At 67.8% G+C, this 23170-nt stretch carries 22 protein-coding genes; 13 read left to right on the forward strand and 9 right to left on the reverse strand.

The features are described 5' to 3' along the window. Window positions 1–4: 4 nt before the first annotated feature. The 7 genes from trpS to sdhC all read right to left on the reverse strand — a co-directional run bounded on the left by trpS (window position 5) and on the right by sdhC (window position 6903). Complete coding sequence (trpS, locus tag AWU67_RS01705) at window positions 5–1015, reverse strand: tryptophan--tRNA ligase (RefSeq protein WP_067225919.1); 1011 nt, start codon at window positions 1013–1015, stop codon at window positions 5–7. 52 nt (window positions 1016–1067) lie between these two features. Beyond that, window positions 1068–1928 (reverse strand): exodeoxyribonuclease III, encoded by an 861-nt coding sequence (locus AWU67_RS01710; protein ID WP_067225924.1) that lies wholly within the window; start codon window positions 1926–1928, stop codon window positions 1068–1070. Between the two features lie 64 nt (window positions 1929–1992). After that, entirely contained in the window at window positions 1993–3306 is a 1314-nt protein-coding gene (locus AWU67_RS01715) for a YihY/virulence factor BrkB family protein (RefSeq protein WP_234407318.1), read from the reverse strand. 88 nt (window positions 3307–3394) lie between these two features. Then, the gene (locus AWU67_RS01720) at window positions 3395–4162 is read right to left on the reverse strand and encodes a succinate dehydrogenase iron-sulfur subunit (protein WP_067225927.1); all 768 of its coding nucleotides are present in this window, start codon (window positions 4160–4162) and stop codon (window positions 3395–3397) included. Between the two features lie 2 nt (window positions 4163–4164). Continuing rightward, window positions 4165–5979 carry a succinate dehydrogenase flavoprotein subunit gene (gene sdhA / locus AWU67_RS01725; RefSeq protein WP_067225931.1) on the reverse strand — a complete coding sequence of 605 codons (1815 nt, stop codon included), beginning with the start codon at window positions 5977–5979 and terminating at the stop codon, window positions 4165–4167. A 30-nt stretch (window positions 5980–6009) separates the two neighbouring features. Next, window positions 6010–6462, reverse strand: coding sequence for a succinate dehydrogenase hydrophobic membrane anchor subunit (locus AWU67_RS01730; protein ID WP_067225934.1), 453 nt, complete (start codon window positions 6460–6462; stop codon window positions 6010–6012). Between the two features lie 15 nt (window positions 6463–6477). Continuing rightward, on the reverse strand, window positions 6478–6903 hold the full coding sequence (gene sdhC, locus AWU67_RS01735; protein ID WP_082716698.1) for a succinate dehydrogenase, cytochrome b556 subunit: 426 nt from the start codon (window positions 6901–6903) through the stop codon (window positions 6478–6480). 154 nt (window positions 6904–7057) lie between these two features. Between sdhC and AWU67_RS01740 the strand changes: the two genes are divergently transcribed. The 13 genes from AWU67_RS01740 to AWU67_RS01800 all read left to right on the forward strand — a co-directional run bounded on the left by AWU67_RS01740 (window position 7058) and on the right by AWU67_RS01800 (window position 20527). Then, the gene (locus AWU67_RS01740; RefSeq protein ID WP_067225941.1) at window positions 7058–8179 is read left to right on the forward strand and encodes a mannose-1-phosphate guanylyltransferase; all 1122 of its coding nucleotides are present in this window, start codon (window positions 7058–7060) and stop codon (window positions 8177–8179) included. 68 nt (window positions 8180–8247) lie between these two features. Continuing rightward, complete coding sequence (locus AWU67_RS01745; protein ID WP_067225945.1) at window positions 8248–9327, forward strand: BMP family lipoprotein; 1080 nt, start codon at window positions 8248–8250, stop codon at window positions 9325–9327. Window positions 9328–9483: 156 nt separating this feature from the next. Then, a complete protein-coding gene (locus AWU67_RS01750; RefSeq protein WP_067231889.1) occupies window positions 9484–10575 on the forward strand; it encodes a BMP family lipoprotein in 1092 nt (363 codons plus the stop codon). 188 nt (window positions 10576–10763) lie between these two features. Continuing rightward, the gene (locus AWU67_RS01755; protein ID WP_067225948.1) at window positions 10764–12284 is read left to right on the forward strand and encodes an ABC transporter ATP-binding protein; all 1521 of its coding nucleotides are present in this window, start codon (window positions 10764–10766) and stop codon (window positions 12282–12284) included. Continuing rightward, a complete protein-coding gene (locus tag AWU67_RS01760; protein WP_199922329.1) occupies window positions 12281–13588 on the forward strand; it encodes an ABC transporter permease in 1308 nt (435 codons plus the stop codon). Before AWU67_RS01755 ends, AWU67_RS01760 begins: the two co-directional genes overlap by 4 nt. Further along, window positions 13588–14874, forward strand: coding sequence for an ABC transporter permease (locus tag AWU67_RS01765; RefSeq protein WP_067225951.1), 1287 nt, complete (start codon window positions 13588–13590; stop codon window positions 14872–14874). The genes AWU67_RS01760 and AWU67_RS01765 overlap by 1 nt, the downstream gene beginning before the upstream one ends. Next, window positions 14871–15317 (forward strand): cytidine deaminase, encoded by a 447-nt coding sequence (locus AWU67_RS01770; RefSeq protein WP_067225953.1) that lies wholly within the window; start codon window positions 14871–14873, stop codon window positions 15315–15317. Before AWU67_RS01765 ends, AWU67_RS01770 begins: the two co-directional genes overlap by 4 nt. Further along, the gene (locus AWU67_RS01775) at window positions 15314–16615 is read left to right on the forward strand and encodes a thymidine phosphorylase (RefSeq protein ID WP_067225957.1); all 1302 of its coding nucleotides are present in this window, start codon (window positions 15314–15316) and stop codon (window positions 16613–16615) included. The genes AWU67_RS01770 and AWU67_RS01775 overlap by 4 nt, the downstream gene beginning before the upstream one ends. Window positions 16616–16677: 62 nt before the next feature. Then, on the forward strand, window positions 16678–17619 hold the full coding sequence (locus AWU67_RS01780) for a pseudouridine-5'-phosphate glycosidase (RefSeq protein WP_067225960.1): 942 nt from the start codon (window positions 16678–16680) through the stop codon (window positions 17617–17619). A 3-nt stretch (window positions 17620–17622) separates the two neighbouring features. Next, window positions 17623–18546 carry a carbohydrate kinase family protein gene (locus AWU67_RS01785; protein WP_067225963.1) on the forward strand — a complete coding sequence of 308 codons (924 nt, stop codon included), beginning with the start codon at window positions 17623–17625 and terminating at the stop codon, window positions 18544–18546. A gap of 102 nt (window positions 18547–18648) precedes the next feature. Next, window positions 18649–19770, forward strand: a complete 1122-nt coding sequence (locus tag AWU67_RS01790; RefSeq protein WP_067225967.1) for an adenosine deaminase — start codon at window positions 18649–18651, stop codon at window positions 19768–19770. 41 nt (window positions 19771–19811) lie between these two features. Beyond that, complete coding sequence (locus AWU67_RS01795) at window positions 19812–20258, forward strand: PTS sugar transporter subunit IIA (protein ID WP_067225970.1); 447 nt, start codon at window positions 19812–19814, stop codon at window positions 20256–20258. After that, complete coding sequence (locus AWU67_RS01800) at window positions 20255–20527, forward strand: PTS sugar transporter subunit IIB (RefSeq protein ID WP_067225973.1); 273 nt, start codon at window positions 20255–20257, stop codon at window positions 20525–20527. Before AWU67_RS01795 ends, AWU67_RS01800 begins: the two co-directional genes overlap by 4 nt. Window positions 20528–20615: 88 nt before the next feature. Here the strand turns inward: AWU67_RS01800 and AWU67_RS01805 are convergent, their stop codons facing one another. Continuing rightward, window positions 20616–22325, reverse strand: coding sequence for a phospho-sugar mutase (locus AWU67_RS01805; RefSeq protein ID WP_067225976.1), 1710 nt, complete (start codon window positions 22323–22325; stop codon window positions 20616–20618). Beyond that, window positions 22325–23152 (reverse strand): purine-nucleoside phosphorylase, encoded by an 828-nt coding sequence (locus tag AWU67_RS01810; RefSeq protein ID WP_067225980.1) that lies wholly within the window; start codon window positions 23150–23152, stop codon window positions 22325–22327. The genes AWU67_RS01805 and AWU67_RS01810 overlap by 1 nt, the downstream gene beginning before the upstream one ends. Between the last annotated feature and the right edge of the window lie 18 nt (window positions 23153–23170).

The following is a 23170-nucleotide window of genomic DNA, read 5'->3' on the forward strand; positions in this document are numbered from 1 at the left end:
TCCCCTAACGTGCTCGGCGCAGGAAGCCGATGCGGTCGTACACGGTCTCGACGGTGGCGTCGGCGATCTCAGAGGCGCGGTCGGCGTTGCCGGCGAGCAGGCGGTCGAGTTCGGCCGGGTCGTCGAGCAGCGCGGTGGTGCGTTCGCGGATCGGGGTGAACTCGGCGACGACGAGCTCGACGAGCTCCTTCTTGAAGTCGCCGTAGCCGCGGCCGGCGAAGGCATCCTCGATCTCGGTGAGCGAGCGGCCGGAGAAGACCTGGAACATCGTCATCAGGTTGGAGACGCCCGGCTTCTCGGCCCGGTCGAAGCGCACGACGCCGTCGTCGTCGGTGACGGCGCGCATGATCTTCTTCTTGATCGCGCCCGGCTCGTCCATCAACCAGAGGATGCCGGCGGGGGACTCGCCCGACTTCGACATCTTCGAGCCCGGGTTCTGCAGGTCGTAGATGCGAGCCGTCTCCTTCTGGATGACGGGTTCCGGCACCGTGAACGTGTCGCCGAAGCGCGCGTTGAAGCGGGTGGCCAGGTCGCGGGTGAGCTCGACGTGCTGCTTCTGGTCGTCACCGACGGGCACGACATCCGTCTGGTAGAGCAGGATGTCGGCCGCCATCAGCACCGGGTAGGTGAACAGGCCGACGGAGGTGGCGTCGGCGCCCTGCTTCTTGGATTTGTCCTTGAACTGGGTCATCCGGCCGGCCTCGCCGAAGCCGGTGATGGTGTTGAGCACCCAGGCCAGCTCGGCGTGTGCCGGGACGTGCGACTGCACGTACAGCGTCGAGCTCGACGGGTCGATGCCGGCGGCGATGTACTGGGCGGCGGTGCGGCGGGTCTTCTCGCGCAGTTCGGCCGGATCCTGCGGCACCGTGATGGCGTGCATGTCGACGACCGAGAACAGGGCGTCGTGGCTGGACTGGAGTTCCTTCCACTGCAGCAGCGCGCCGATGTAGTTGCCGGCGTGCAGCGAATCGGCGGAGGGTTGCATTCCTGAGTACAGGCGGGGCAGAGAGGTCATGTCATTCTTTCAAACGGTGGTCGGATGCCGGGCATCCGACAAAAAATGGGGGCTAGATCGCGTAGTCGACGACGACGGGGGCGTGGTCGGACCATCGCTTGTCGTAGGACGGGGCGCGGTCGATCGTGTAGTTGACGACGGTGGCGGCCAGGGCGGGGGAGGCCAGGTGGTAGTCGATGCGCCAGCCGGTGTCGTTGTCGAAGGCCTGGCCGCGGTTGGACCACCAGCTGTAGGGCCCCTCGACCTCGCCGGCCCACTTGCGGCCGACGTCGACCCAGCCGAGGCCTGCGCCGTTGTTGTAGTCCGGGTCGCCCTCGGCGCCGATGAAGCGGTCGAAGTAGGCGCGCTCCTCAGGCAGGAAGCCGGCCTTCTTCACGTTGCCCTTCCAGTTCTTGATGTCGAGGGTGCGGTGGCCGACGTTGAGGTCGCCCAGCACGAGCGCGTACTTCGAGTGCGCCTCGAGCTGGGGCAAGCGCTCCTGCATGGCGTCGAGGAACTTGTACTTCTCGACCTGCTTGGGGGTGCCGACCTCGCCGGAGTGCACGTAGGTGCTCACCACGGTGACGATCTTGTCTCCGACGCGGTAATCGGCCTCGAGCCAACGGCCGGCACTGTCGAAGTCGACCGCGCCGAGCTCGACGCGGTGGATCTCGGCACCGCGGTGGCGGTCAGAGCTGCGGCGGCTGGCCAGCGCGACCCCGGCACGGCCTTTGGCCGTTGCGGCGTCGTGCAGGATGTCCCATTCGTCGCCGAGCAGTTCGGTGAGGTGGCTGGTCTCTGCCCGCACCTCCTGCAGCGCGAGGATGTCCACCTCGCGTTCGGCGAGCCACGGGCCCATTCCGTTGCGGAAGGCGGCGCGCACGCCGTTCACGTTGACAGAGGCAATACGCAGTGGCGACGACGCGGATGACATGAACTTAGTCTAGATTGTCGGGCCGACAGGGCGAGCCGACGGCCGCGTGTCGCCCTCGCCGCGGCTAGTGCTCCCTCGGGGCCGGACCTGAGTCGTGGCCGTTGCCGTTGCCCGAGCCGTGGCCATTGCCGTGGCCGTTGCCGTTGCCCGAACCGTTGTGCCCACTTGGATGCGCGGCGTCCGCTGACGCGCTGTCTGCCTGCTGCGCGGTCAGAGCGTCGTGCCGCTGCGTCGCCTGCCGCAGCCGCAGCGCCGTCGCCGGGCGCCGGTACCACGGGGCCGACTCGTGCTCCGCTCTGGCCTGCCGCAGCTCGACCTCCGCAGCCAGGCGCAACGCCTGCAGCTCCCGCTCGCGTCGTTCCATCTCCAGCTGCTCGCTCGTCACCTTGCGCAGCGACTCACCGCGGTCGCCCGCCGCGACGGCGATCCAGGCGGCGGCGACGAGCGTGACGATGCTGGTCAGCCTGAACCACAGCAGCAGACCGACGAACACGGCGAAGGTGGCCAGCAGCGGGTTCTTCGTGACGCCGCCGATGAGCGTGCTGCCCAGCACCTGCATCACGGTGAGGGCGACACTGCCGAGCAGCGAACCGCCCCAGAGCCTGCGCCACTCGACCGCGGCACCGGAGAGGAAGCGGAACATGGCCGCGAGCACGCCGGCGTTGATGATCAGCACGAGCAGGAGACCGACTGAGCTGCCCGCGAGGTTGTACCAGAACGAATCGACGGGCAGGCCGAACACCTTGAACAACCAGGAGAGCGCCGCCGTGCTGACCACGGTCAGTGTCGACGCGAGCAGCAGCGTCGCTCCGAAGGCGAGGGCCGCCACGAAGTCCCGCGCCTTCAACAGCACGTAGGAGCGGGTGTCCTTGGCCAGGCCGAACACCGTGCGCACGCTGATCCGCGAGTACGTCACCCAGCCGATGGCCGTCCAGATCAAGCCGGCGGCCGCGATCACGCCGGTCGAGCTGAGCAGGAACGTCGAGTCCGACGCCAGCCCGGTGAGCTCACTGGAGCTGATCGCGCCGGCCTGCCCCTCCTGGCCGATGAGCCCCGGGATGTAGGTGTTGATCAGGTTCTCGAGCGCGTGCAGCGTGGACGGGTGCGAAACCAGCCAGAGCCCGGCGACCGAGAACACGACATACACGGCGGCGAAGGCGGCGAACAGCGCCTGATAGCTCATCCCTGCCGCCAAGAGGAAGCCATTGCGGGCCAGGAAATGCCGCCACACCCGCACGGGGAAGAGCGCGAGCGTCTTCTGCGTCAGCGCGTTGACCCGCTGCACCGGTTCACCGAAGCGTTCACGGATCGGCTCGCCGAAGGCGTCGAAGGCTTCGCGCACCCGCTTTTCGGTGCCGCGATCCGGTGTCTGACTCACAGTCACACATTAGCGCCGCAACGGGAAGAGCCCCCGCCACAGCTTGGATTCAAGCAGTCGGCGGGGGCTCTTCGCGTTGCGGGAAGTATTACGGCTTGCCGCGCATGATGGCCTGCTTGACCTCGGCGATGGCCTGGGTCACCTGGATGCCGCGCGGGCACGCCTCGGAGCAGTTGAAGGTCGTGCGGCAGCGCCAGACGCCTTCCTTGTCGTTCAGGATGTCGAGGCGCACCTTGGCGTCCTCGTCACGAGAGTCGAAGATGAAGCGGTGTGCGTTGACGATGGCGGCCGGGCCGAAGTACTGGCCGTCCGTCCAGAACACCGGGCAGCTCGACGTGCAGGCTGCACAGAGGATGCACTTGGTGGTGTCATCGAAACGCTCGCGCTGGGCGACGGTCTGGATGCGCTCCTTGCCGCCCTCCGGCGCCTTGCTGGCGATGAGGAAGGGTTGCACCTCGCGGAACGACGCGAAGAACGGCTCCATGTCGACGATGAGGTCCTTCTCCAGCGGCAGGCCCTTGATGGCCTCGACGTAGATCGGCTTCGAGATGTCGAGGTCCTTGATCAGCGTCTTGCAGGCCAGTCGGTTGCGGCCGTTGATGCGCATGGCATCGGAACCGCAGATGCCGTGCGCGCAGGAGCGGCGGAACGTCAGCGAACCGTCCTGCTCCCACTTGATCTTGTGCAGGGCGTCCAGCACGCGGTCGGTGGCGTACATCTCGACGTCGAAGTCCTGCCAGCGCGGCTCTTCATCGACCTCAGGGTCGAAGCGGCGGATCAGGAACGTGACCGTGAACGGGGTGACCGACGGGTCGGCGTTCCCCGGGCGGTCGGCGGCAATCGTCGCGGTGCTCACGATTAGTACTTCCTTTCCATGGGCTGGTAGCGCGTGATGGTGACGGGCTTCCAATCCAGACGGATGTGGTCGGCGGCATCCGCAGAGTGGGCGTCACCGGAGAGGTACGCCATGGTGTGCTTCATGTAGGTCTCGTCGTCGCGGTTCGGGTAGTCGTCGCGCATGTGGCCGCCACGGCTCTCCTTGCGGTTGCGAGCGGAGTAGACGACGACCTCGGCCAGGTCGAGCAGGAAGCCCAGCTCGACGGCCTCGAGCAGATCGGTGTTGAAACGGCGGCCCTTGTCCTGCACGGCGACGTTCTTGTAGCGCTCGCGCAGGCCGTGGATGGTCTGGGTGACCTCGGCCAGCGACTCGTCGGTGCGGAACACCTGAGCCTTGGCATCCATCATGTCCTGCAGCTCCTTGCGGAGCACAGAGACGCGCTCGGTTCCGGTCGAGTTGCGGATGCCGTCGATCAGACCGCGCACGGCGGCTGCCGGGTCGGCGGGCAGCGGGGTGAACTCGGCGGTCTTGACGTACTCGACGGCGTTGTTGCCCGCACGCTTGCCGAAGACGTTGATGTCGAGCAGCGAGTTGGTGCCGAGGCGGTTGGAACCGTGCACAGAGACGCAGGCGCACTCGCCGGCGGCGTAGAGGCCGGGAACGACGGTGGTGTTGTCGCGCAGCACCTCGGCGTTGACGTTGGTGGGGATGCCGCCCATGGCGTAGTGCGCGGTCGGCATCACGGGAACGGGCTCGGTCACCGGGTCGACACCGAGGTAGGTGCGGGCGAACTCGGTGATGTCCGGGAGCTTGGTCTCGAGCACCTCTGCACCGAGGTGGGTGCAGTCGAGGTAGACGTAGTCCTTGTTGGGGCCGGCGCCGCGGCCCTCTGCCACCTCCTGGACCATGCAGCGGGCGACGATGTCACGCGGGGCGAGGTCCTTGATGGTGGGGGCGTAACGCTCCATGAAGCGCTCACCTGAAGCGTTGCGGAGGATGGCGCCCTCACCGCGGGCGCCCTCTGTCAGCAGGATGCCGAGGCCGGCCAGACCGGTCGGGTGGAACTGGAAGAACTCCATGTCCTCCAGCGGGAGGCCCTTGCGCCAGATGATGCCCACGCCGTCACCGGTCAGGGTGTGCGCGTTGGAGGTCGTCTTGTAGATCTTGCCGAAGCCGCCGGTGGCGAAGATGATCGCCTTCGCCTGGAAGACGTGCAGCTCGCCGGTGGAGAGGTCGTATGCGACGACACCGGACGGCTGGTCGACGCCGTCGACGTTCGTCATGACCAGGTCGAGCACGTAGTACTCGTTGAAGAAGTTGATGCCGTGCTTGACGCAGTTCTGGTACAGCGTCTGCAGGATCATGTGGCCGGTGCGGTCGGCGGCGTAGCACGCACGGCGGACCGGGGCCTTGCCGTGGTCGCGGGTGTGACCGCCGAAGCGGCGCTGGTCGATCTTGCCCTCGGGCGTGCGGTTGAACGGCAGGCCCATGTTCTCGAGGTCGAGGACGGCGTCGATGGCCTCCTTGGCCAGGATCTCGGCCGCATCCTGGTCGACGAGGTAGTCGCCGCCCTTGATGGTGTCGAACGTGTGCCACTCCCAGTTGTCTTCCTCGACGTTGGCGAGTGCCGCCGCCATGCCGCCCTGCGCCGCACCGGTGTGCGAACGCGTCGGGTACAGCTTGGAGATCACGGCCGTCTTGGCGTGCGGGCCCGCCTCGATGGCGGCACGCATGCCGGCGCCGCCGGCACCCACGATGACGACATCGAACTGGTGGTAGTGCACGCCGTCGACGATGGTGTGGTCGGCGGCGGTGGACGTTGAGGACTGAGTCACAGTGGCATCCGTACTTTTGGTGATGAGGTGTTAGCGCGCAGCACAGAGTGCTGGCAGAAGATCGGCCGGCTGCCCAGCGGGGCAGGGGTCGAAGGTGAAGACGACGAGGGTGCCGAGCACGATGAGCACGACGACGGCGGCCAGAACGGCCGTCTTGAGCACGCCGCGCGTCATCCGCAGCGTCGCGTAGTCGTTGATCAGCGTGCGCATGCCGTTGCCGCCGTGGATCAGTGCGAGCCAGAGCATCGCGACATCCCACCACTGCCAGAACGGGTCGGCCAGCTTGCCGCCGACGAAACCGAAGTCGATGGCGGAGATGCCGTCGCCCAGCATGAGGTTGAAGAACAGGTGGCCGAAGATCAGCACGATCAGCACGACGCCGGAGGCGCGCATGTAGATCCAGCCCCACTTCTCCCAGTTCACACCGCGGCTCTTCGCCGGGCGCGAGGGGGAGCGGGGGGCTTCAATAGTTGTTGCAGTCATCAGTGCTCCCCTTTCCTAGTGGCTGAAGACGTTGATCAGGTGGCGCGGGGTGAAGCCGAGCATGGTGATCACCCAGAGCGCGATGACGATGTAGAACATCAGCTTCTGGTACTTCACGCCGCCGGACCAGAAGTCGATCAGGATGATCCGGATGCCGTTGTAGGCGTGGAACACGATCGCGCCGACGAGGGCGACCTCGCCGAGGCCCATCAACGGCGTCTGGTACGTGCCGATGACGACGTTGTACGCCTCGGGGCTGACGCGGATGAGCGCGGTATCAAGAATGTGGACAAGCAGGAAGAAGAAGATCGCGACACCGGTGATGCGGTGCAGGACCCACGACCACATTCCCTCGCGACCGCGGTACAAGGTACCCGCCGGGCGTGGTGAAGTGGTGGTCTTCTTGGATGCTGTCAGGGTTCCTGCCGTTTGCTGTGGCATGAACAACCCTCCCTGGCTGAAATGTGGCCAGTCGCTGGCCCGGAGTGCTCGATGAGCATGTGAAGCCATACTATTCCTCACTCTCAGCGATTTTCTGGTTAGGTATGCCTAACCCGACGCGGCGTGGCGGTGCCGCTGGCCTAGGCTGGCAGGCGTGACTTCGTCTTCTGCGCTCGATCGTTTCTATAGCGTCATCCCCGCCGGTGGCATTGGTTCGCGGCTGTGGCCGCTCTCCCGCGCGGATGCGCCCAAGTTCCTGCACGACCTGACCGGGTCCGGCCAGACGTTGCTCCGCGACACCTGGAACCGGCTCGTGCCGCTCTCCGGTGAGCAGCGCATCATGGTCGTCACCGGGCGCGCTCATCGCAAGGCGGTGGAGGAACAGCTGCCAGAGCTCGCCGACCACAACGTGGTGTTGGAGAGCGAGCCGCGCGACTCCGCGGCCGCCATCGGCCTGGCCGCGGCCATCTTGGAGCGCCGCGAGCCCGGCGTGATCATCGGTTCTTTCGCCGCCGACCACGTCATCCACCGCGATGACGTGTTCCGGTTGGCCGTGGCCGAGGCCGTCGAGGTTGCGGATGCCGGCTACATCGCCACCATCGGCATCCGCCCCACCGAGGCCGCCATCGGCTTCGGCTACATCCACAGCGGGGAGCGGCTCGAGGTGCCGGGTGCGCCGAGCGCGCTGGCCGTCGAGTCGTTCGTCGAGAAGCCGGACCAAGCCACGGCGAAGCGCTACCTGGCCAGCGGACATTACCTCTGGAATGCCGGGATGTTCATCGCCAGGGCCGACCGGATCCTCGAGGAGATCGGCCGTTCAGAGCCCGAGCTGCTCGCCGGGTTGCTCGAGCTCGCCGCCGCCTGGGACGACCCTGCCACCCGCGGACCGGCCGTGGACCGCATCTGGCCGGGCCTGAAGAAGATCGCCATCGACTACGCCGTGGCCGAGCCTGCCGCCGCGGCCGGTCGGCTCGCCGTGATCCCCGGCCGTTTCGACTGGGACGACGTGGGCGACTTCGCCTCGATCGCCAAGCTGCACTCCGGCGGGCGCAAGCGCGACCTCGCCATCCTCGGTGAGAACGCCCGCGTGCTCGCCGACTCTTCCAGCGGCATCGTCATCTCGGAGGGCGGCCGCACGATCGCTCTCATCGGCGTGGAGGACATCGTCGTCGTGGACACCCCGGACGCGCTGCTCGTGACCACGAGCGCCAACGCCCAGAAGGTGAAGGCCGTCGTCGACGCGCTGAAGCTTTCCGGGCGCACTGACGTGCTCTAGCACCCACGTGCTGTAGACAGAGCACACGTGTTGTAGAACCCTTCCACCCCCTGCACCAGGAGTCGATCGTGAACACACCCACCCGCAGCACCCGTCGCGCCTTCACCCCCGTCGTGCTGCTGGTCGGCGCCGTGCTCGCCCTCGCCGGCTGCGCGTCCGCGCCGGACGCCGGCGGCGAGAATGCGGGCTCGGAGTACTGCGCCCGCATGGTCACGAACTCCGGTGGGCTGCAGGATCGCTCGTTCAACCAGTCCAGCTGGGAGGGCCTGCAGCAGGCCAGCTCCCGCTACGGCATCGACGTGCGCGCGCTGGTGTCGACATCCGAGACCGATCTGCGCCCCAACGTCGACCAGGCCGTCGAGTCCGGATGCCAGCTCGTGCTCACCGTGGGCTGGGAGCTCGCCGACGCGACCGTCGAGGCGGCGGCAGCCAACCCCGATGTGAACTTCGCCATCGTGGACGAGCAGGTCGACGGGGCGAATATCAAGCCGATCGTGTTCGACACCGCCCAGGCGGCGTTCCTCGCCGGCTACCTGGCCGCGGGAGTGACCGAGACCGGAATCGTCGCCACCTTCGGCGGTGGCAACCAGCCGCCCGTCACCCTCTTCATGGATGGCTTCGTCGACGGCGTCGACCACTACAACACGGTGCACGGCACCAGCGTGCGGGCCCTCGGCTGGGACAAAGCGAAGCAGGACGGCAACTTCACCGGTGACTTCGAGGATGTCGGCAAGGGCAAGACGCTGACCCAGGGATTCATCGACCAGGGGGCGGATGTGATCCTGCCCGTCGCCGGCCAGGTCGGCGAGGGGGCCGCTGCCGCCGCGAGCGAGGCGACCGGTGTCTCGGTGATCTGGGTCGACAACGACGGCTTCGAGACGCTTCCGGCCGCGTTCCGCCCCTTCGTGCTCACCAGCGTGTTGAAGAACACGCAAGACGCGGTGGTGGCGATCGTCGGGGACGACATGGACGGCAACTTCGACAACGCCCCGTTCATCGGCACGCTGCAGAACGGCGGCGTCGACATCGCCCCGTTCCACGAGCGGGCCTCGCTCGTCTCGCCTGAGCTCTCGGCCGAGCTGGACGGCGTCCGCAAGGACATCATCGGCGGCGCCATCCTCGTCACATCGCCAAGCACACCCCAGTAGCGCGGCGCAATCCGTCTGCTCATATGAGCAGAAGATCGCGAATTCATAACCATTGACTCATCGAGCAACTTTGCTGTTGTTGGTAGCGAAATATTCGGTAATCTGACTTGCACTAGAGGCTCCGGACTCCGTCGGGGCAGCACCTTGGAGGTCATCTTGACTATCGCAACCCGTAAGGCTGGCCTCGCCGGCCTGGCCGTCTTTGGCGTAGCCGCCCTGCTTGCGGGTTGTGCTTCCGCACCCGAGTCCGGCGGATCCACCGATGGATCGAACGCACCCGTTGCCAGCGACTTCCTGCCCTGCATGGTTTCTGACTCCGGCGGATTCGACGACAAGTCCTTCAACGAGCTCGGCCTGGCCGGTCTGACCGACGCCGCCAAGAAGCTCGGCGTCAAGGAGATCCACGTCCAGTCGAACTCCGACTCCGACTACGCACCGAACATCACCAGCCTGATCGACCAGGGCTGCAACCTGATCGTGACCGTCGGCTTCAACCTGGCCGCCGCGACCAAGGATGCCGCCACGGCGAACCCCGACGTGAACTTCGCGATCATCGACGACAACTCGATCACGCTCCCGAACGTCAAGCCGATCGTCTTCGACACGGCCCAGGCCGCATTCATGGGCGGCTACGCCGCGGCGAGCTACAGCAAGACCGGCATCGTCGGAACCTTCGGTGGCATGGCGATCCCGCCCGTCACCATCTTCATGGACGGCTACGCCGACGGCGTTGACTACTACAACACTCAGAAGGGCAAGGACGTCAAGGTTCTTGGCTGGGATGTCGCGGCACAGAACGGCACCTTCACCGGTGGCTTCGCTGCCGGCACCGAGGCCAAGCAGGCTGCACAGGGCCTGATCGACCAGAACGCCGACGTCATCCTCCCGGTCGGAGGCCCGATCTTCCTGAGCGCGGCCGAGGCCATCCGCGACGCCAGCAAGCCGATCGCCCTGATCGGTGTTGACGCCGACGTCTTCGTCACGAACCCGGAGAACGCCGACCTGTTCCTGACCTCGATCATGAAGGGCATGCAGCCCGGTGTCGAGGCGGTCACCACCGACGCGGCCGAGGGCAAGTTCGACAACACCCCGTTCATCGGAACCCTGAAGAACGACGGCGTCTCACTGGCTCCGTTCCACGACTTCGAGTCGAAGGTTGACCCCGCCCTGCAGGGCGAGCTCGACGCCATCAAGGCAGGAATCATCGACGGTTCGATCAAGGTCGAGTCGCCGTCCTCGCCCAAGTAACGTTGTGCACCAGGCATCGGGGAGGCCAGCTCAGTTTGCTGGTCTCCCCGATGCTGTTAACAGCTTGACCTGCACTGCCCCGAACAGCCTTGACCCACCCTGAACAGCCTTGACCCACTCTGAGCCGTGCTGAACTGTTCCCCTGGACATCGCGATGCTGCGATTGTGGGAAGGAAGATTGACTGACCATGAAGCTTGAACTTCGCGGCATTACGAAGCGATTCGGTTCGCTCGTTGCCAACGACCACATCGACCTCACCGTTGAGCCGGGTGAGATCCATTGCCTTCTCGGTGAGAACGGCGCAGGCAAGTCGACACTGATGAACGTGCTCTACGGCCTGTACCAGGCCGAAGAGGGCGAGATCCTGCTCGACGACCAGGTGCAACACTTCCAGGGCCCCGGCGATGCCATGGCCGCCGGCATCGGCATGGTGCACCAGCACTTCATGCTGATCCCGGTGTTCACCGTTGCCGAGAACGTCATGCTCGGGCACGAGGAGACCACGTTCGGCGGCCGCCTCAACATGGCGGCAACCCGCAAGCGGGTGCGCGAGCTCTCCGACCGGTTCGGCTTCGACCTCGACCCCGATGCGCTGATCGAAGACCTCCCGGTCGGCGTGCAGCAGCGTGTCGAGATCATCAAGGCCCTGTCACACAACGCCAAGGTCCTCGTCTTCGACGAGCCGACGGCCGTGCTGACCCCTCAGGAGACCGATGAGCTCATGCTCATCATGAAGCAGCTGAAGGCCGCGGGCACCGCGATCGTCTTCATCACGCACAAGCTGCGCGAAGTGCGCGAAGTCGCCGACCGCATCACCGTGATCCGGCTCGGCAAAGTCGTCGGTGAGGCTTCGCCCACCGCGTCCAACGAAGAGCTCGCCTCCCTGATGGTGGGGCGTGCCGTCGACCTGGTCATCGACAAGGCCCCCGCCAATCCCGGGGCGCCGTCCCTCGTGGTCACCGACCTGTCGGTCATCGACATCCACGGCCAGCTCGTGGTGAACAAGGTCAACTTCGACGTGAAGGCCGGCGAGATCCTCGCCATCGCCGGCGTGCAGGGCAACGGCCAGACCGAGCTCACCGAGGCGATCATGGGCCTGCAGGACAGAGTCACCGGTGACATCGTCCTGAACGGAAAGAACCTGACCAAACTGAGCGTCAACAAGGTGCTGGGCTCCGGGGTCGGCTTCGTTCCCGAAGACCGCAACGAAGACGGCCTGGTCGGCGAGTTCACGATCGCCGAGAACCTCATGCTCGATCGCTCAGACGGCGCCCCGTTCGTCAAGACCGGCAATCTGCAGTTGCGCTACCTGAACGACTTCGCCCAGACGAAGCTCGGCGAGTTCGACATCCGGGCACAGGGAATCACCACCACCGTCAGCAAGCTCTCGGGCGGCAACCAGCAGAAGGTCGTGCTGGCGCGCGAGCTCAGCCGCGACCTGCAGCTCTTCGTGGCGGCCCAGCCCACCCGTGGCCTGGACGTCGGCTCCATCGAGTTCGTCCACAGCCAGATCGTCGCGGCCCGCGATGCCGGGGTGCCGGTCATCGTGGTGTCGACAGAACTCGACGAGGTCACGGCGTTGGCCGACCGGATCGCCGTGATGTACCGCGGCGGGATCGTCGGAATCGTCCCTGGAGACACGTCCAGAGACACCCTTGGTTTGATGATGGCGGGCGAAGCACCGCCCGTGGCAGGAGCAGCAGCATGAGCGACGCATCGATTCCGGCCGGCACGCCGGCCGGCACGCCGGCTTCCACGCCGAACGTGCCCCAGAACCCGCAGCCACCGGCGGCCCCGCCCGGTGTCGAACCACCCTCGCGCGGCCGGGTGGCCATGAACGAGATCCTCGGCGGGTCCGTCATGATCTCGCTCCTGTCGATCGTGCTGGCCATGATCGTCGGGGCGCTGCTCATCGCGTTGACCGATCCAGTCGTCCAGTCGTCGGCCGGGTATTTCTTCGCGCGGCCCGGCGACCTCTTCAACGCGGTATGGCAGTCGGTCTCCGGCGCCTACTCCTCGCTGTTCCAGGGATCGATCTACAACTTCCGGCGGCCTGACTTCGCCGACGGCATCAAGCCGTTGACGCAGACCCTCACCTTCGCGACGCCGCTGATCATCGCCGGTCTCGGCATCGGCCTCGGCTTCCGCGCCGGCATGTTCAACATCGGTGGCCGCGGCCAGATGCTGATCGCGATCGGTATCGCCGGCTGGATCGGATTCTCCTTCGACCTGCCGTACGGCGTGCACATGATCGTCGCCGTCATCGGCGGCATGATCGGTGGTGCGCTCTGGGGCGGCCTCGTTGGTCTGCTGAAGGCGCGAACGGGAGCGCACGAGGTCATCACGACCATCATGCTCAACTACGTCGCGTTCTATCTGATCTCCTACCTGCTGCGCACCCCCGGCGCGCTGCAGGCACCGGGGTCGAACAACCCGAAGTCGCCGGCGATGAAGGACACCGCGATCTTCCCGAAGCTGCTCGGGGATCAGTACACGCTGAACCTCGGCTTCATCTTCGCGATCATCGCCACCATCATCGTCTGGTGGATCCTCGCCCGCTCCAGCCTCGGCTTCAAGTTCCGTGCCGTCGGTGAGAACCCGAGCGCCGCCCGGGTGGCGGGAATCAACGTCAAGGCCATCTTCGTCTGGGCGATGGTGATCTCGGGTGCGCTCGTCGGTCTGGCTGGCGTCTCGCAGATCCTCGGCAACGTGACCACCGGCTTCAGCTCCGGTATCGACGCCGGCATCGGCTTCGATGCCATCACCGTCGCCCTGCTCGGCCGTTCACGGCCGTGGGGCATCTTCGGCGCCGGGCTCCTCTTCGGAGCACTGAAAGCCGGAGGCTTCTCGATGCAGGCGGCAGAGGGCATCCCGATCGACATCGTTCTCGTCGTGCAGTCGCTCATCGTTCTGTTCATCGCAGCGCCGCCGCTGGTTCGCGCGGTCTTCCGACTGCCCACACCCGGGGTCTACAAAACGATCGCGCCGAAGCTGAAGGTTGAGCGAATCTGATGACTGTCATCGACCACTCCGCATCGCCGAGCGATGCCAAGATCGTGCTTGAGAAGGCCGTCATCAAGAGCTGGAAGACGCCGGTCACGTTCGCCGTCGTCACCGTGCTCTCGTTCCTGCTGTTCGTCGTCTTCGCCCGGCCCGGAGTCAGCCAGTTCCGGCTCACCGCCGAGGGCAACGTCATCCAGCTCGCGGCGATCGACCTGCCCACGACGGCGACCTGCATCGTCATCACCATCCTGATGGCGGCGATCACCGTGCTGGCGTTCCTGCTGGTGCGCAACGGGCGCAAGGTGTCGCTCTGGTTCGTGGCCCTGTTCGGCTTCCTCTTCCTGGTCGCATTCCTGACCTGGGCGGGGGCCGGCGAGTCCATCCCCGTCTACGGTCTGCTGCTCGGCACCGTCGCTCTCAGCGCCCCGCTGATCTTCGGCGCGATGGGTGGCGTCATCTCCGAGCGCTCCGGCGTCGTCAACATCGCCATCGAAGGCCAGATGCTCGCCGGTGCGTTCGTCTCGGCGATGATCGCATCCATCACCCGCTCGCCGTTCCTCGGCCTGCTTGGCGCGATGGTCGCCGGCATGCTGGTCTCGTTCGTGCTGGCCGCGTTCGCGATCAAGTACCTCGTCGACCAGATCATCGTCGGTGTGGTGTTGAACGTGCTCGTCACGGGCCTCACCAGCTTCTTCTACTCCACCGTGTTGACCGCGAACCCGCAGCTGCTCAACTCGCCGCCGCGTTTCGACCGGCTCCCGATCCCGATCCTCAGCGAGATTCCGATCATCGGACCGCTGCTGTTCCAGCAGACCATCATCATCTACATCATGTACGTCACGGTCGCCGCCGTCTGGTTCGGCCTGTACCGCACCCGGTGGGGTCTGCGCGTGCGGGCCGTCGGCGAGCACCCGCAGGCGGCAGACACCGTCGGCATCAAGGTGGGGGTCACCCGGTTCTGGAACGTGTCGCTCGCCGGCGCGGTTGCCGGTCTGGGTGGCGCGTACTTCACGCTCGGCTCTGTCGGTGCCTTCAACAAGGAGATGACGGCCGGAGCCGGCTTCATCGCCCTGGCGGCCGTGATCTTCGGTCAGTGGGACCCGATCAAGGCCACCCTCGCCGCGCTGCTGTTCGGCTTCGCGACGAACCTGCAGAACGTGCTGGGCATCATCGGTTCGCCGGTGCCCAGCGAGTTCATGCTGATGCTCCCGTACATCGTGACGATTCTCGCGGTTGCCGGGTTCGTCGGAAAGTCCAAGGCCCCGGCCGCCGACGGAAAGCCGTACATCAAATGACCGGGTCAACGACGCAGGGCACCGCTCCGGATGCTGCCGAGATCGACTGGGAGACTCTCCGAGCCGCAGCGCTCGACGCGATGGGCAAGGCCTACGTGCCGTACTCGAAATTCCCGGTCGGTGTGGCCGCCCTGGTCACCGACGGCCGCATGATCAGCGGTTGCAACGTCGAGAACGCCTCCTACGGGCTGACGCTCTGCGCGGAGTGCGCGCTCGTGTCGTCGCTGCACATGACCGGGGGAGGGCAGCTCGTGGCGTTCACCTGTGTGGACGGCCACGGCAACGCGCTGATGCCCTGCGGGCGCTGCCGCCAGCTCCTGTTCGAGCACTCGGCACCCGGGATGCTGCTGCAGACCGTTTCAGGTATCAAGACGATCGACGAGGTCCTGCCTGACGCCTTCGGGCCGCGCACCCTCGTCGCATTCGCAGAGGGAGCAGAGTGAGCACCATCGAGGCATTCGACGCCGTAGACCTGATCCACACCAAGCGCGACAAAGGCGTGCTCTCGACCGCCCAGATCGACTGGCTGATCGACGCGTACACCCGCGGCTATGTCGGCGACGAGCAGATGGCCGCCATGACCATGGCGATCTTCCTGAACGGGATGTCGCGCAGCGAGATCCGCGACCTGACCATGGCGATGATCGCCAGCGGCGAGAGGATGAGCTTCGCCGACCTCGGCAAGCCGACCACAGACAAGCACTCCACCGGCGGCGTCGGCGACAAGATCACCCTGCCGTTGATGCCCCTGGTTGCCGTCTTCGGCGCGGCCGTCCCGCAGCTCTCCGGGCGCGGCCTCGGCCACACCGGCGGCACGCTGGACAAGCTCGAGTCGATCCCCGGCTGGCGGGCGAACCTCACGAACGAGGAGATGTTCGCACAGCTGCAGCAGCACGGCGGCGTGATCAGCGCGGCCGGCAGCGGGTTGGCCCCGGCCGACGGCAAGCTGTACGCGCTCCGCGACATCACCGGCACCGTCGAGGCGATCCCGCTGATCGCCTCCTCGATCATGTCGAAGAAGATCGCGGAGGGCACCGGCGCGCTGGTGCTCGACGTGAAGTTCGGCTCCGGCGCCTTCCTCAAAGACATCGACCGCTCCCGCGAGCTGGCACAGACGATGGTCGCGCTGGGCGAAGACGCCGGCGTGGCGACATCCGCCCTGCTCACCAACATGAACGTGCCGCTCGGCTTCGCCATCGGCAATGCCAACGAGGTGCGCGAGTCGGTCGAGGTGCTTGCCGGCGGCGGCCCGCGCGACGTGGTCGAGCTGACCGTGGCGCTGGCCGAGGAGATGCTGGCGCTCGTCGGCATCACCGACGTCGACGTGGCTGCGGCGCTCCACGACGGCCGGGCCATGGACAAATGGCGCGACGTGATCCGTGCTCAGGGCGGCGACCCGGATGCCGCTCTGCCGGTGGCCCGCGAGACGCACACCGTGCTGGCCGACCGCGACGGCGTGCTGGTCGAGCAGAAGGCGCTGCCGTTCGGTATCGGCGCCTGGCGCCTCGGTGCCGGTCGTGCCCGCAAGCAGGACCCGGTGCAGCACGCGGCCGGCATCGACCTGCACGCCAAGCCGGGCGACACGATCCGCAAGGGACAGCCGCTGTTCACGCTCAGCGCGGACGAGCCGGAGCGCTTCGGCCGGGCCCTCGAGTCCGTCGAGGGTGCCTGGCGCATCGGCGACCCGGGCGAGCCCGTGCTGGACGGCGGCCCGTTGATCGCGGAGCGCATCGGCCGCTAACCGTTTCACCCGACCGCGGCGGCGTCGCCGTGGCAACACCCACACGTTCAAAGGGGAACGCAATGAGTGCAAGTTTTCACGTCTCGGAGTCCGTGGCGGCGGCGCTGGCCGAGGGGCGGCCCGTCGTCGCCCTGGAGTCGACGATCATCTCGCACGGGCTGCCGCAGCCGCGCAACCTCGAGGCCGCGCGGGAGTTCGAGCAGATGCTCGTCGAGCGCGGGGTGACGCCGGCCACGATCGCCGTGCTGGACGGCGTGCCGCAGATCGGCCTCGACGAGTCGGGCATCGAGCGGATCGCACTCGGCGGGTCGATGGCCAAGGCCAGCGTGCGCGACCTGCCGATCCTGGCTGCCCGGCGTGCCAGCGGCGCGACGACCGTCGCGGCCACCGCCTGGCTGGCGGCACGGGCCGGGGTGCGGGTCTTCGCCACGGGCGGCCTCGGTGGCGTGCACCGTGGGGCCTCGGAGACTTTCGACGAGTCGGCCGACCTCGACACCCTCGCCGGGGTGCCCGTCGCCGTCGTCTCGGCCGGCGTGAAGTCGGTGCTCGACATCGCGGCGACCCTGGAACGGCTGGAGACGTTGAGCGTTCCCGTCGTCGGCTACGGCACCGATGAGTTCCCGAGCTTCTGGCTGGCGAGCTCCGGGCACCGCCTGGACTGGCGAGTGGACTCCGCGGCGGAGGTTGCCGCGATCCTCCGCGCCCAGGACGCCTGGCGGGCGGAGGGCGCCGGAGCGCAGGGCCTCGTCGTGGCCAACCCCATTTCGCTCGCAGAGCAGTGGGACCCGGTCGAGCACGACCGCGTGCTGACCGAGGCGCTGGCTGCCGCAGACACGGCCGGGGTGCGCGGCAAGGCCGTCACGCCGTTCCTGCTGAAGTACATCGTCGGCGCATCCGGCGGCACCAGCCTCGAGGTGAACCTCGACATCGCCCGCGGAAACGTGCGCGTCGCGGCAGAGATCGCCACCGCCTACGCGGCCGCCTGCCACGGGCGCGAGGAGTAGCCGGTGCCTGGCCCCGGGGAACGCATCGTGGTCTTCGGCGATGTGATCGACGACATCCTGGTGCGGCCGCACGGCCCGATCCGCGCAGACACGGACACGCCGGCCGCGATCCGGCAGCGTCCGGGCGGCTCGGCGGCGAACGTCGCGGCGTGGCTCGGCAGCCTCGGCGCGCCCGTCGACTTCGTCGGCATCGTCGGTGCCGGCGATGTCAGCTCCCACGCCGCCGCCCTCGAGGCGCAGGGCGTGCGCGCCCACCTGTTGGCTGACCCCGAGCTGCCCACCGGCACCATCATCGTGCTGATCGACGAGAACAACACCCGCACCATGCTCACCGAGCGCGGCGCCAACGTGCGCCTCACGCCCGACTGCGTCGACGACGCCCTGCTGGCCGGGGCGGGCGGCGTGCACTTCACCGGCTACAGCGTGTTCAGCTGTGGGGGCGCCGCCGACGAAGAGGGGTTCCGGCGCCTGCTGGAGCGGGCCCACGCCAGCGGGGCCGTCGTCTCCGTCGACCCGTCCTCCGCCGGCTTCCTCGCCGACTTCGGGGTCGAGCGCTTCCTGACGACGATCCGAGGCGCCGACATCCTGCTGCCGAACTTGGACGAGGGCATGGTGCTCACCGGGCTGGAGGAGCCGACATCCGTCGCCGCCCGCCTGAGCGAGTGGTTCCCGGTCGTGGCACTCACCCTGGGCGCGGCGGGCACCATCGTCGCGGTGGCCGGGACCGAGCCGGTGTGCCTACCGGTCGAGGCAGCCCTGCGCACAGACAGCACGGGGGCCGGTGACGCCTTCTCAGCCGGATTCCTGGCCGCCTGGCTGAGTGACTCGGGTGCCGCCACGCCGTTGCAACGTGCGGTCACCGCCGCGCGCGCGGGTGGCGCGGCAGCGGCCAACGCCATCGAACTCGTCGGCGGTCGCCCTGACTAGCTGGGCGGGACGAAGAATGAGAGGAACAGCTAGCGCCTTCGGCCGTGCAGTGGCTGCGAATCTGCCGAGACAAGCCAGGCGTGCGGCCACTAGATTTATAAGGTGAACACCTCTTCGAACGAGCACCTTCTGCCCGGTGGCGGCGTCAGCATCGACGCACTGCCCAAGATCTCGCTGCACGACCACCTCGACGGGGGCCTGCGCCCGCAGACCATCATCGAGCTGGCAGACGCGATCGGCATCGACGTTCCCACAACGGATGCCGCACAGCTGGGCGCCTGGTTCGCCGAACAGGCCAACTCGGGCTCGCTCGTCGACTACCTGAAGACCTTCGACGTCACCACCAGCGTCATGCAGACCACGGAGGGCCTGGAGCGGGTGGCCCGCGAGTTCGTGCAGGACCTCGGCACCGACGGCGTCATCTACGGCGAGGTGCGCTGGGCGCCCGAGCAGCACCTGGGCCGCGGCCTCAACCTCGACGAGGTCGTCGAGGCTGTGCAGCGCGGCATCGACGCCGGCATTGACGACGTCTACTCCTCCGGCCGCGAGATCCGCGTCGGCCAGCTGGTCACGGCCATGCGCCACGCCGACCGCGGCCTCGAGATCGCCGAGCTGGCCGTGCGCCACCGCGAGCGCGGCGTCGTCGGCTTCGACATCGCCGGCGCCGAGCTGGGCTTCCCGGCCGGCAACCACCGCGCGGCATTTGACTACCTGGCCAAGGAGTTCTTCCCCGTGACGGTGCACGCCGGCGAGGCAGACGGCGTGGAGAGCATCCGCGGCGCGCTGTTCGACGGCCGGGCTCTGCGCCTCGGCCATGGCGTGCGCCTCGCGGAGGACGTCACGATCGAGCGCGAGGACGACGACAACAGCTACGTCACGCTCGGCCCCGTGGCCCGCTGGGTGCGCGACCGCCAGATCGCTCTGGAGCTCAGCCCGTCCTCGAACCTGCAGACCGGCGCCATCGCGGCGTGGGGCGACGAGATGATCGACCACCCCTTCGACCTGCTTTACCAGCTCGGCTTCCGCGTGACGGTGAACACCGACAACCGCCTGATGAGCAACACCAGCCTGAGCAACGAGCTCGGGCTGCTGAGCGACGCATTCGGCTACGACCTGGACGACTTCGAACAGTTCCAGCAGAACGCCGTCGCGGCGGCCTTCCTGCCGCTGGAAGACCGCGAGGAGCTCGCCGAGGCGATCTCCGACGGCTTCGCCGAGGCCTGAGCCCCGGCATCCGCATTTCAACCACCACGAGAAAGACACTGATGACTCTCCCGCCCCTGCCCGATTCGGCCATCGACATTGCCGCGACCGCCGCCGACTGGCGCGCCGCCGTCGAATTGTGTGGGGCGGCGCTGACCCGCTCCGGCGCGACCAGCGCCGGGTACACCGGCCGCATGGTGCAGGTGATTGACGAGTTCGGCGCCTACATCGTCATCGCTCCGGGGCTCGCGCTCGCGCACGCCCGCCCGGGGCCCGACGTACTGCGCGAGGGACTCAGCGTCGTCACGCTCGCCGAGCCCGTCGTGTTCGGTCACCCGCACAACGACCCGGTGAGCGTGCTCGTCGGCCTCGCCGTGAAGAGCTCGGACGAGCACGTGCACTCGATCGCGGCACTCGCGAACGTGTTCAACGATGAGACTGTCATCCCCGCACTGGCCGCGGCCCCCGACGCCGACGCCGTGCGCGCGCTGCTCGGAGTGACTGCGTGAAGATCGTCGCGATCTGCGGCGCGGGAGTCGGCACCTCCGGCATCCTCAAGGTGAACGCGGAACGGGCGCTGGGCCGGCTCGACATCGACGCCGACGTCACCGCCTCGGACGTCGCGGGCGTCGCGGTCGCCGCCGCCGACGCCCAGGTGATCCTGACGTCGCCGGAGCTCGTCGCCCACATCGGCAAGACGAACGCCGACGTGGTCGTCATCAACAACTACTTCGACCTCGAAGAGATCACGCAGAAGCTGGACACCGCGCTCGGGTAGAACCCGGCATCCGCGCAAAAAACAGGACCACAGCTCCGCTGGCCCGTATACGGGCCTGACGAGGCTGTGGTCCTGTTTTTTGAGGCTGTTACGCGCCGACGAGCGTGCGCATCCCGGTCTCCAGCGCGGCGACGGTCGCCGCGGCGGCCGCCTCCCGCTCAGCGACAGAGCCGTCGGTCGACGAGGCGTCGATGTAGACCTTGAGCTTCGGCTCGGTTCCGCTCGGGCGAACCATCACCCGGGAGCCGTCCTCCAGCCAGATCCGCAGCACGTCGCTCGGCGGCAGCGCTCCGAAGCCTTCGCCGAGGTCGTCGATCTGGCGCACCCGGATGCCGCCGATCTCGACCGGCGGGTCGGCGCGGAACGCGCGCATCACCTCGGCGATGCGGGAGAGGTCGGTGACGCGCACAGAGACCTGACTGGACGCATACGCGCCGAAGGTCGCCGTGAACTCCTCCAGATGGGCTGCGAGCGAGCTGCCGGAGACCTTCAGCTGGCTGGCCAGGTCGAGCAGCGCCACGGCGGCGGAGATGCCGTCCTTGTCGCGCACCGTTCCCGGGTTCACCAGGTAGCCGAGCGCCTCCTCGAAGCCGAAGATCAGGCCGGGGGCGCGGGAGACCCACTTGAAGCCGGTCAGCGTGTTCGCGAAGTCGAGACCGTAGCGGCTGGCGACGGCCTGCAGCGCGGGGGAGGAGACGATCGAGCAGGCGAGCGTGCCCGTCGGGCCGCTGTCGCCGGCCTCCTCTGCGGCCTCTCTGGCCGCGCGCCAGCCGAGCAGGGCGCCCAGCTCATTGCCGCTCAGCCGGCGGTAGCCGCTGGGCTCCGCCGCCGCGGGGATGGCGACGGCGAGCCGGTCGGCATCCGGGTCGTTCGCGATGATCAGCTCGGCCCCGAGCGCCGCAGCGGTCTCGAGGGCGAGATCCATGGCGCCGGGTTCCTCCGGGTTCGGGAACGCGACCGTCGGGAATGCGGCGTCCGGCTCGATCTGCGCGGCGACGACGTGCGGCTCGGCGAAGCCGGCGGCGCCGAGCACGCGCCGCGCCGTCTCCCAGCCGACGCCGTGCATGGCGGTGTAGACCACCGAGAGCTCCGCGCGGCCTTCCGCGGGGGCTGCGGATGCCACGGCGGCCGTTGCGGCCACGTAGGCGTCGACGACGTCCTCCGCGGCCGTCTCGAAGGCGCCGCGGGGCAGTGAGGGCACGTGCCCCTCCGCCGCGACGCGCAGGATCTGCTCGGCAATGGCGCCATCGACGGGGGCGACGATCTGCGAGCCGTGGTTGGCCCCGCCGAGGTACACCTTGTAGCCGTTGTCGTTCGGCGGGTTGTGCGAGGCCGTCACCATCACGCCGGCGCTCACATCGAGGTGGCGCACCGCGAAGGCGAGCACCGGCGTCGGCAGCAGGCGCGGCAGCAGCACGGCGCGCACGCCGGCTCCCGCCATCAGCTCCGCCGTGTCGCGGGCAAAGACGGCCGAGTTCTTGCGGCCGTCGTAGCCGATCACGACAGACGGGGTGGTTCCCGGTTCCGCCGCACCGACCAGGTAGGCGGCGAGGCCGGCAGCGGCCTGGCTAACGAGCACCCGGTTCATCCGGTTGGGGCCGGCGGCGATCTCGCCGCGCAGGCCGGCCGTGCCGAACGCGAGCCGCTCGTCGAAACGGTCGTGCAGGTCGGCGAGGACGCCGGTATCGCCGGCGGTTGCGGCATCGATCAGGCCCTGCAGCTCGGCGCGGGTCTCCTCGTCCGGGTCCTGGCCGAGCCAGGCCCGTGCGGAGTCGAGCAGCGTGGCATCCGTGTTCATCAGATCGCCGCCACGATGCGGGCCAACAGGGCGCTGATCACGGGCTCGGCCAGCTGGCCGGCCTCGATCACCTCGGCGTGGCTGAGCGGGGTCTTCTGGATGCCGGCCGCCAGGTTCGTGATGAGCGACATGCCGAGCACCTCCATGCCGGACTGGCGGGCCGCGATGGCCTCAAGCGCGGTCGACATTCCGACGATGTGGCCGCCGATGGTCTTCGCCATCTGCACCTCGGCCGGCGTCTCGTAGTGCGGGCCACGGAACTGGCAGTACACGCCCTCGTCGAGGCTCGGGTCGATGGTGCGGGCGAGGTCGCGCAGCCGCGTCGAGTAGAGGTCGGTCAGGTCGATGAAGGTGGCACCCTCCAACGGCGAGTCGGCCGTCAGGTTGATGTGGTCGCTGATCAGCACCGGGGTGCCGGGCGTCCACGTGTCCTTGATGCCGCCGGCGCCGTTGGTGAGGATCATCGTCTTGACGCCGGTGGCGGCAGCGGTGCGCACGCTGTGCACGACTCGGCGCACGCCGTGGTCCTCGTAGTAGTGGGTGCGGGCACCGATCACCAGGGCGCGCTTGCCCGTCGGCAGCAGCACAGAGCGCAGCGTGCCCACGTGGCCCTCGAGAGCCGGCTTGCTGAAGCCGGTGATCTCCTGCGCGGGGATGGTGGCCGTGGTCTCACCGAGCAGCTCGGCGGCCTTGCCCCAGCCGCTGCCGAGAGTCAGGGCGATGTCGTGGCGCTCAACGCCGGTCTTCTCTGCGATCTGCTCCGCGGCGATCCGTGCCACCTCGAACGGGTCGGCGTCGGGCAGGTCGAGGGGGTTCATTTCTGACATGGGTCAACTCTAATGACG

This window comes from Microterricola viridarii (assembly GCF_001542775.1).
GTDB lineage: Bacteria > Actinomycetota > Actinomycetes > Actinomycetales > Microbacteriaceae > Microterricola > Microterricola viridarii_A.

Excerpts from the sequence above, each read along its gene's own strand:
- trpS (WP_067225919.1), bottom strand. The coding sequence starts at position 1,015 with ATGACCTCTCTGCCCCGCCTGTACTCAGGAATGCAACCCTCCGCCGAT.
- AWU67_RS01710 (WP_067225924.1), bottom strand. The coding sequence starts at position 1,928 with ATGTCATCCGCGTCGTCGCCACTGCGTATTGCCTCTGTCAACGTGAAC.
- AWU67_RS01730 (WP_067225934.1), bottom strand. The coding sequence starts at position 6,462 with ATGACTGCAACAACTATTGAAGCCCCCCGCTCCCCCTCGCGCCCGGCG.
- sdhC (WP_082716698.1), bottom strand. The coding sequence starts at position 6,903 with ATGCCACAGCAAACGGCAGGAACCCTGACAGCATCCAAGAAGACCACC.
- AWU67_RS01755 (WP_067225948.1), top strand. The coding sequence starts at position 10,764 with ATGAAGCTTGAACTTCGCGGCATTACGAAGCGATTCGGTTCGCTCGTT.
- AWU67_RS01760 (WP_199922329.1), top strand. The coding sequence starts at position 12,281 with ATGAGCGACGCATCGATTCCGGCCGGCACGCCGGCCGGCACGCCGGCT.
- AWU67_RS01765 (WP_067225951.1), top strand. The coding sequence starts at position 13,588 with ATGACTGTCATCGACCACTCCGCATCGCCGAGCGATGCCAAGATCGTG.
- AWU67_RS01770 (WP_067225953.1), top strand. The coding sequence starts at position 14,871 with ATGACCGGGTCAACGACGCAGGGCACCGCTCCGGATGCTGCCGAGATC.
- AWU67_RS01780 (WP_067225960.1), top strand. The coding sequence starts at position 16,678 with ATGAGTGCAAGTTTTCACGTCTCGGAGTCCGTGGCGGCGGCGCTGGCC.
- AWU67_RS01795 (WP_067225970.1), top strand. The coding sequence starts at position 19,812 with ATGACTCTCCCGCCCCTGCCCGATTCGGCCATCGACATTGCCGCGACC.
- AWU67_RS01805 (WP_067225976.1), bottom strand. The coding sequence starts at position 22,325 with ATGAACACGGATGCCACGCTGCTCGACTCCGCACGGGCCTGGCTCGGC.
- AWU67_RS01810 (WP_067225980.1), bottom strand. The coding sequence starts at position 23,152 with ATGTCAGAAATGAACCCCCTCGACCTGCCCGACGCCGACCCGTTCGAG.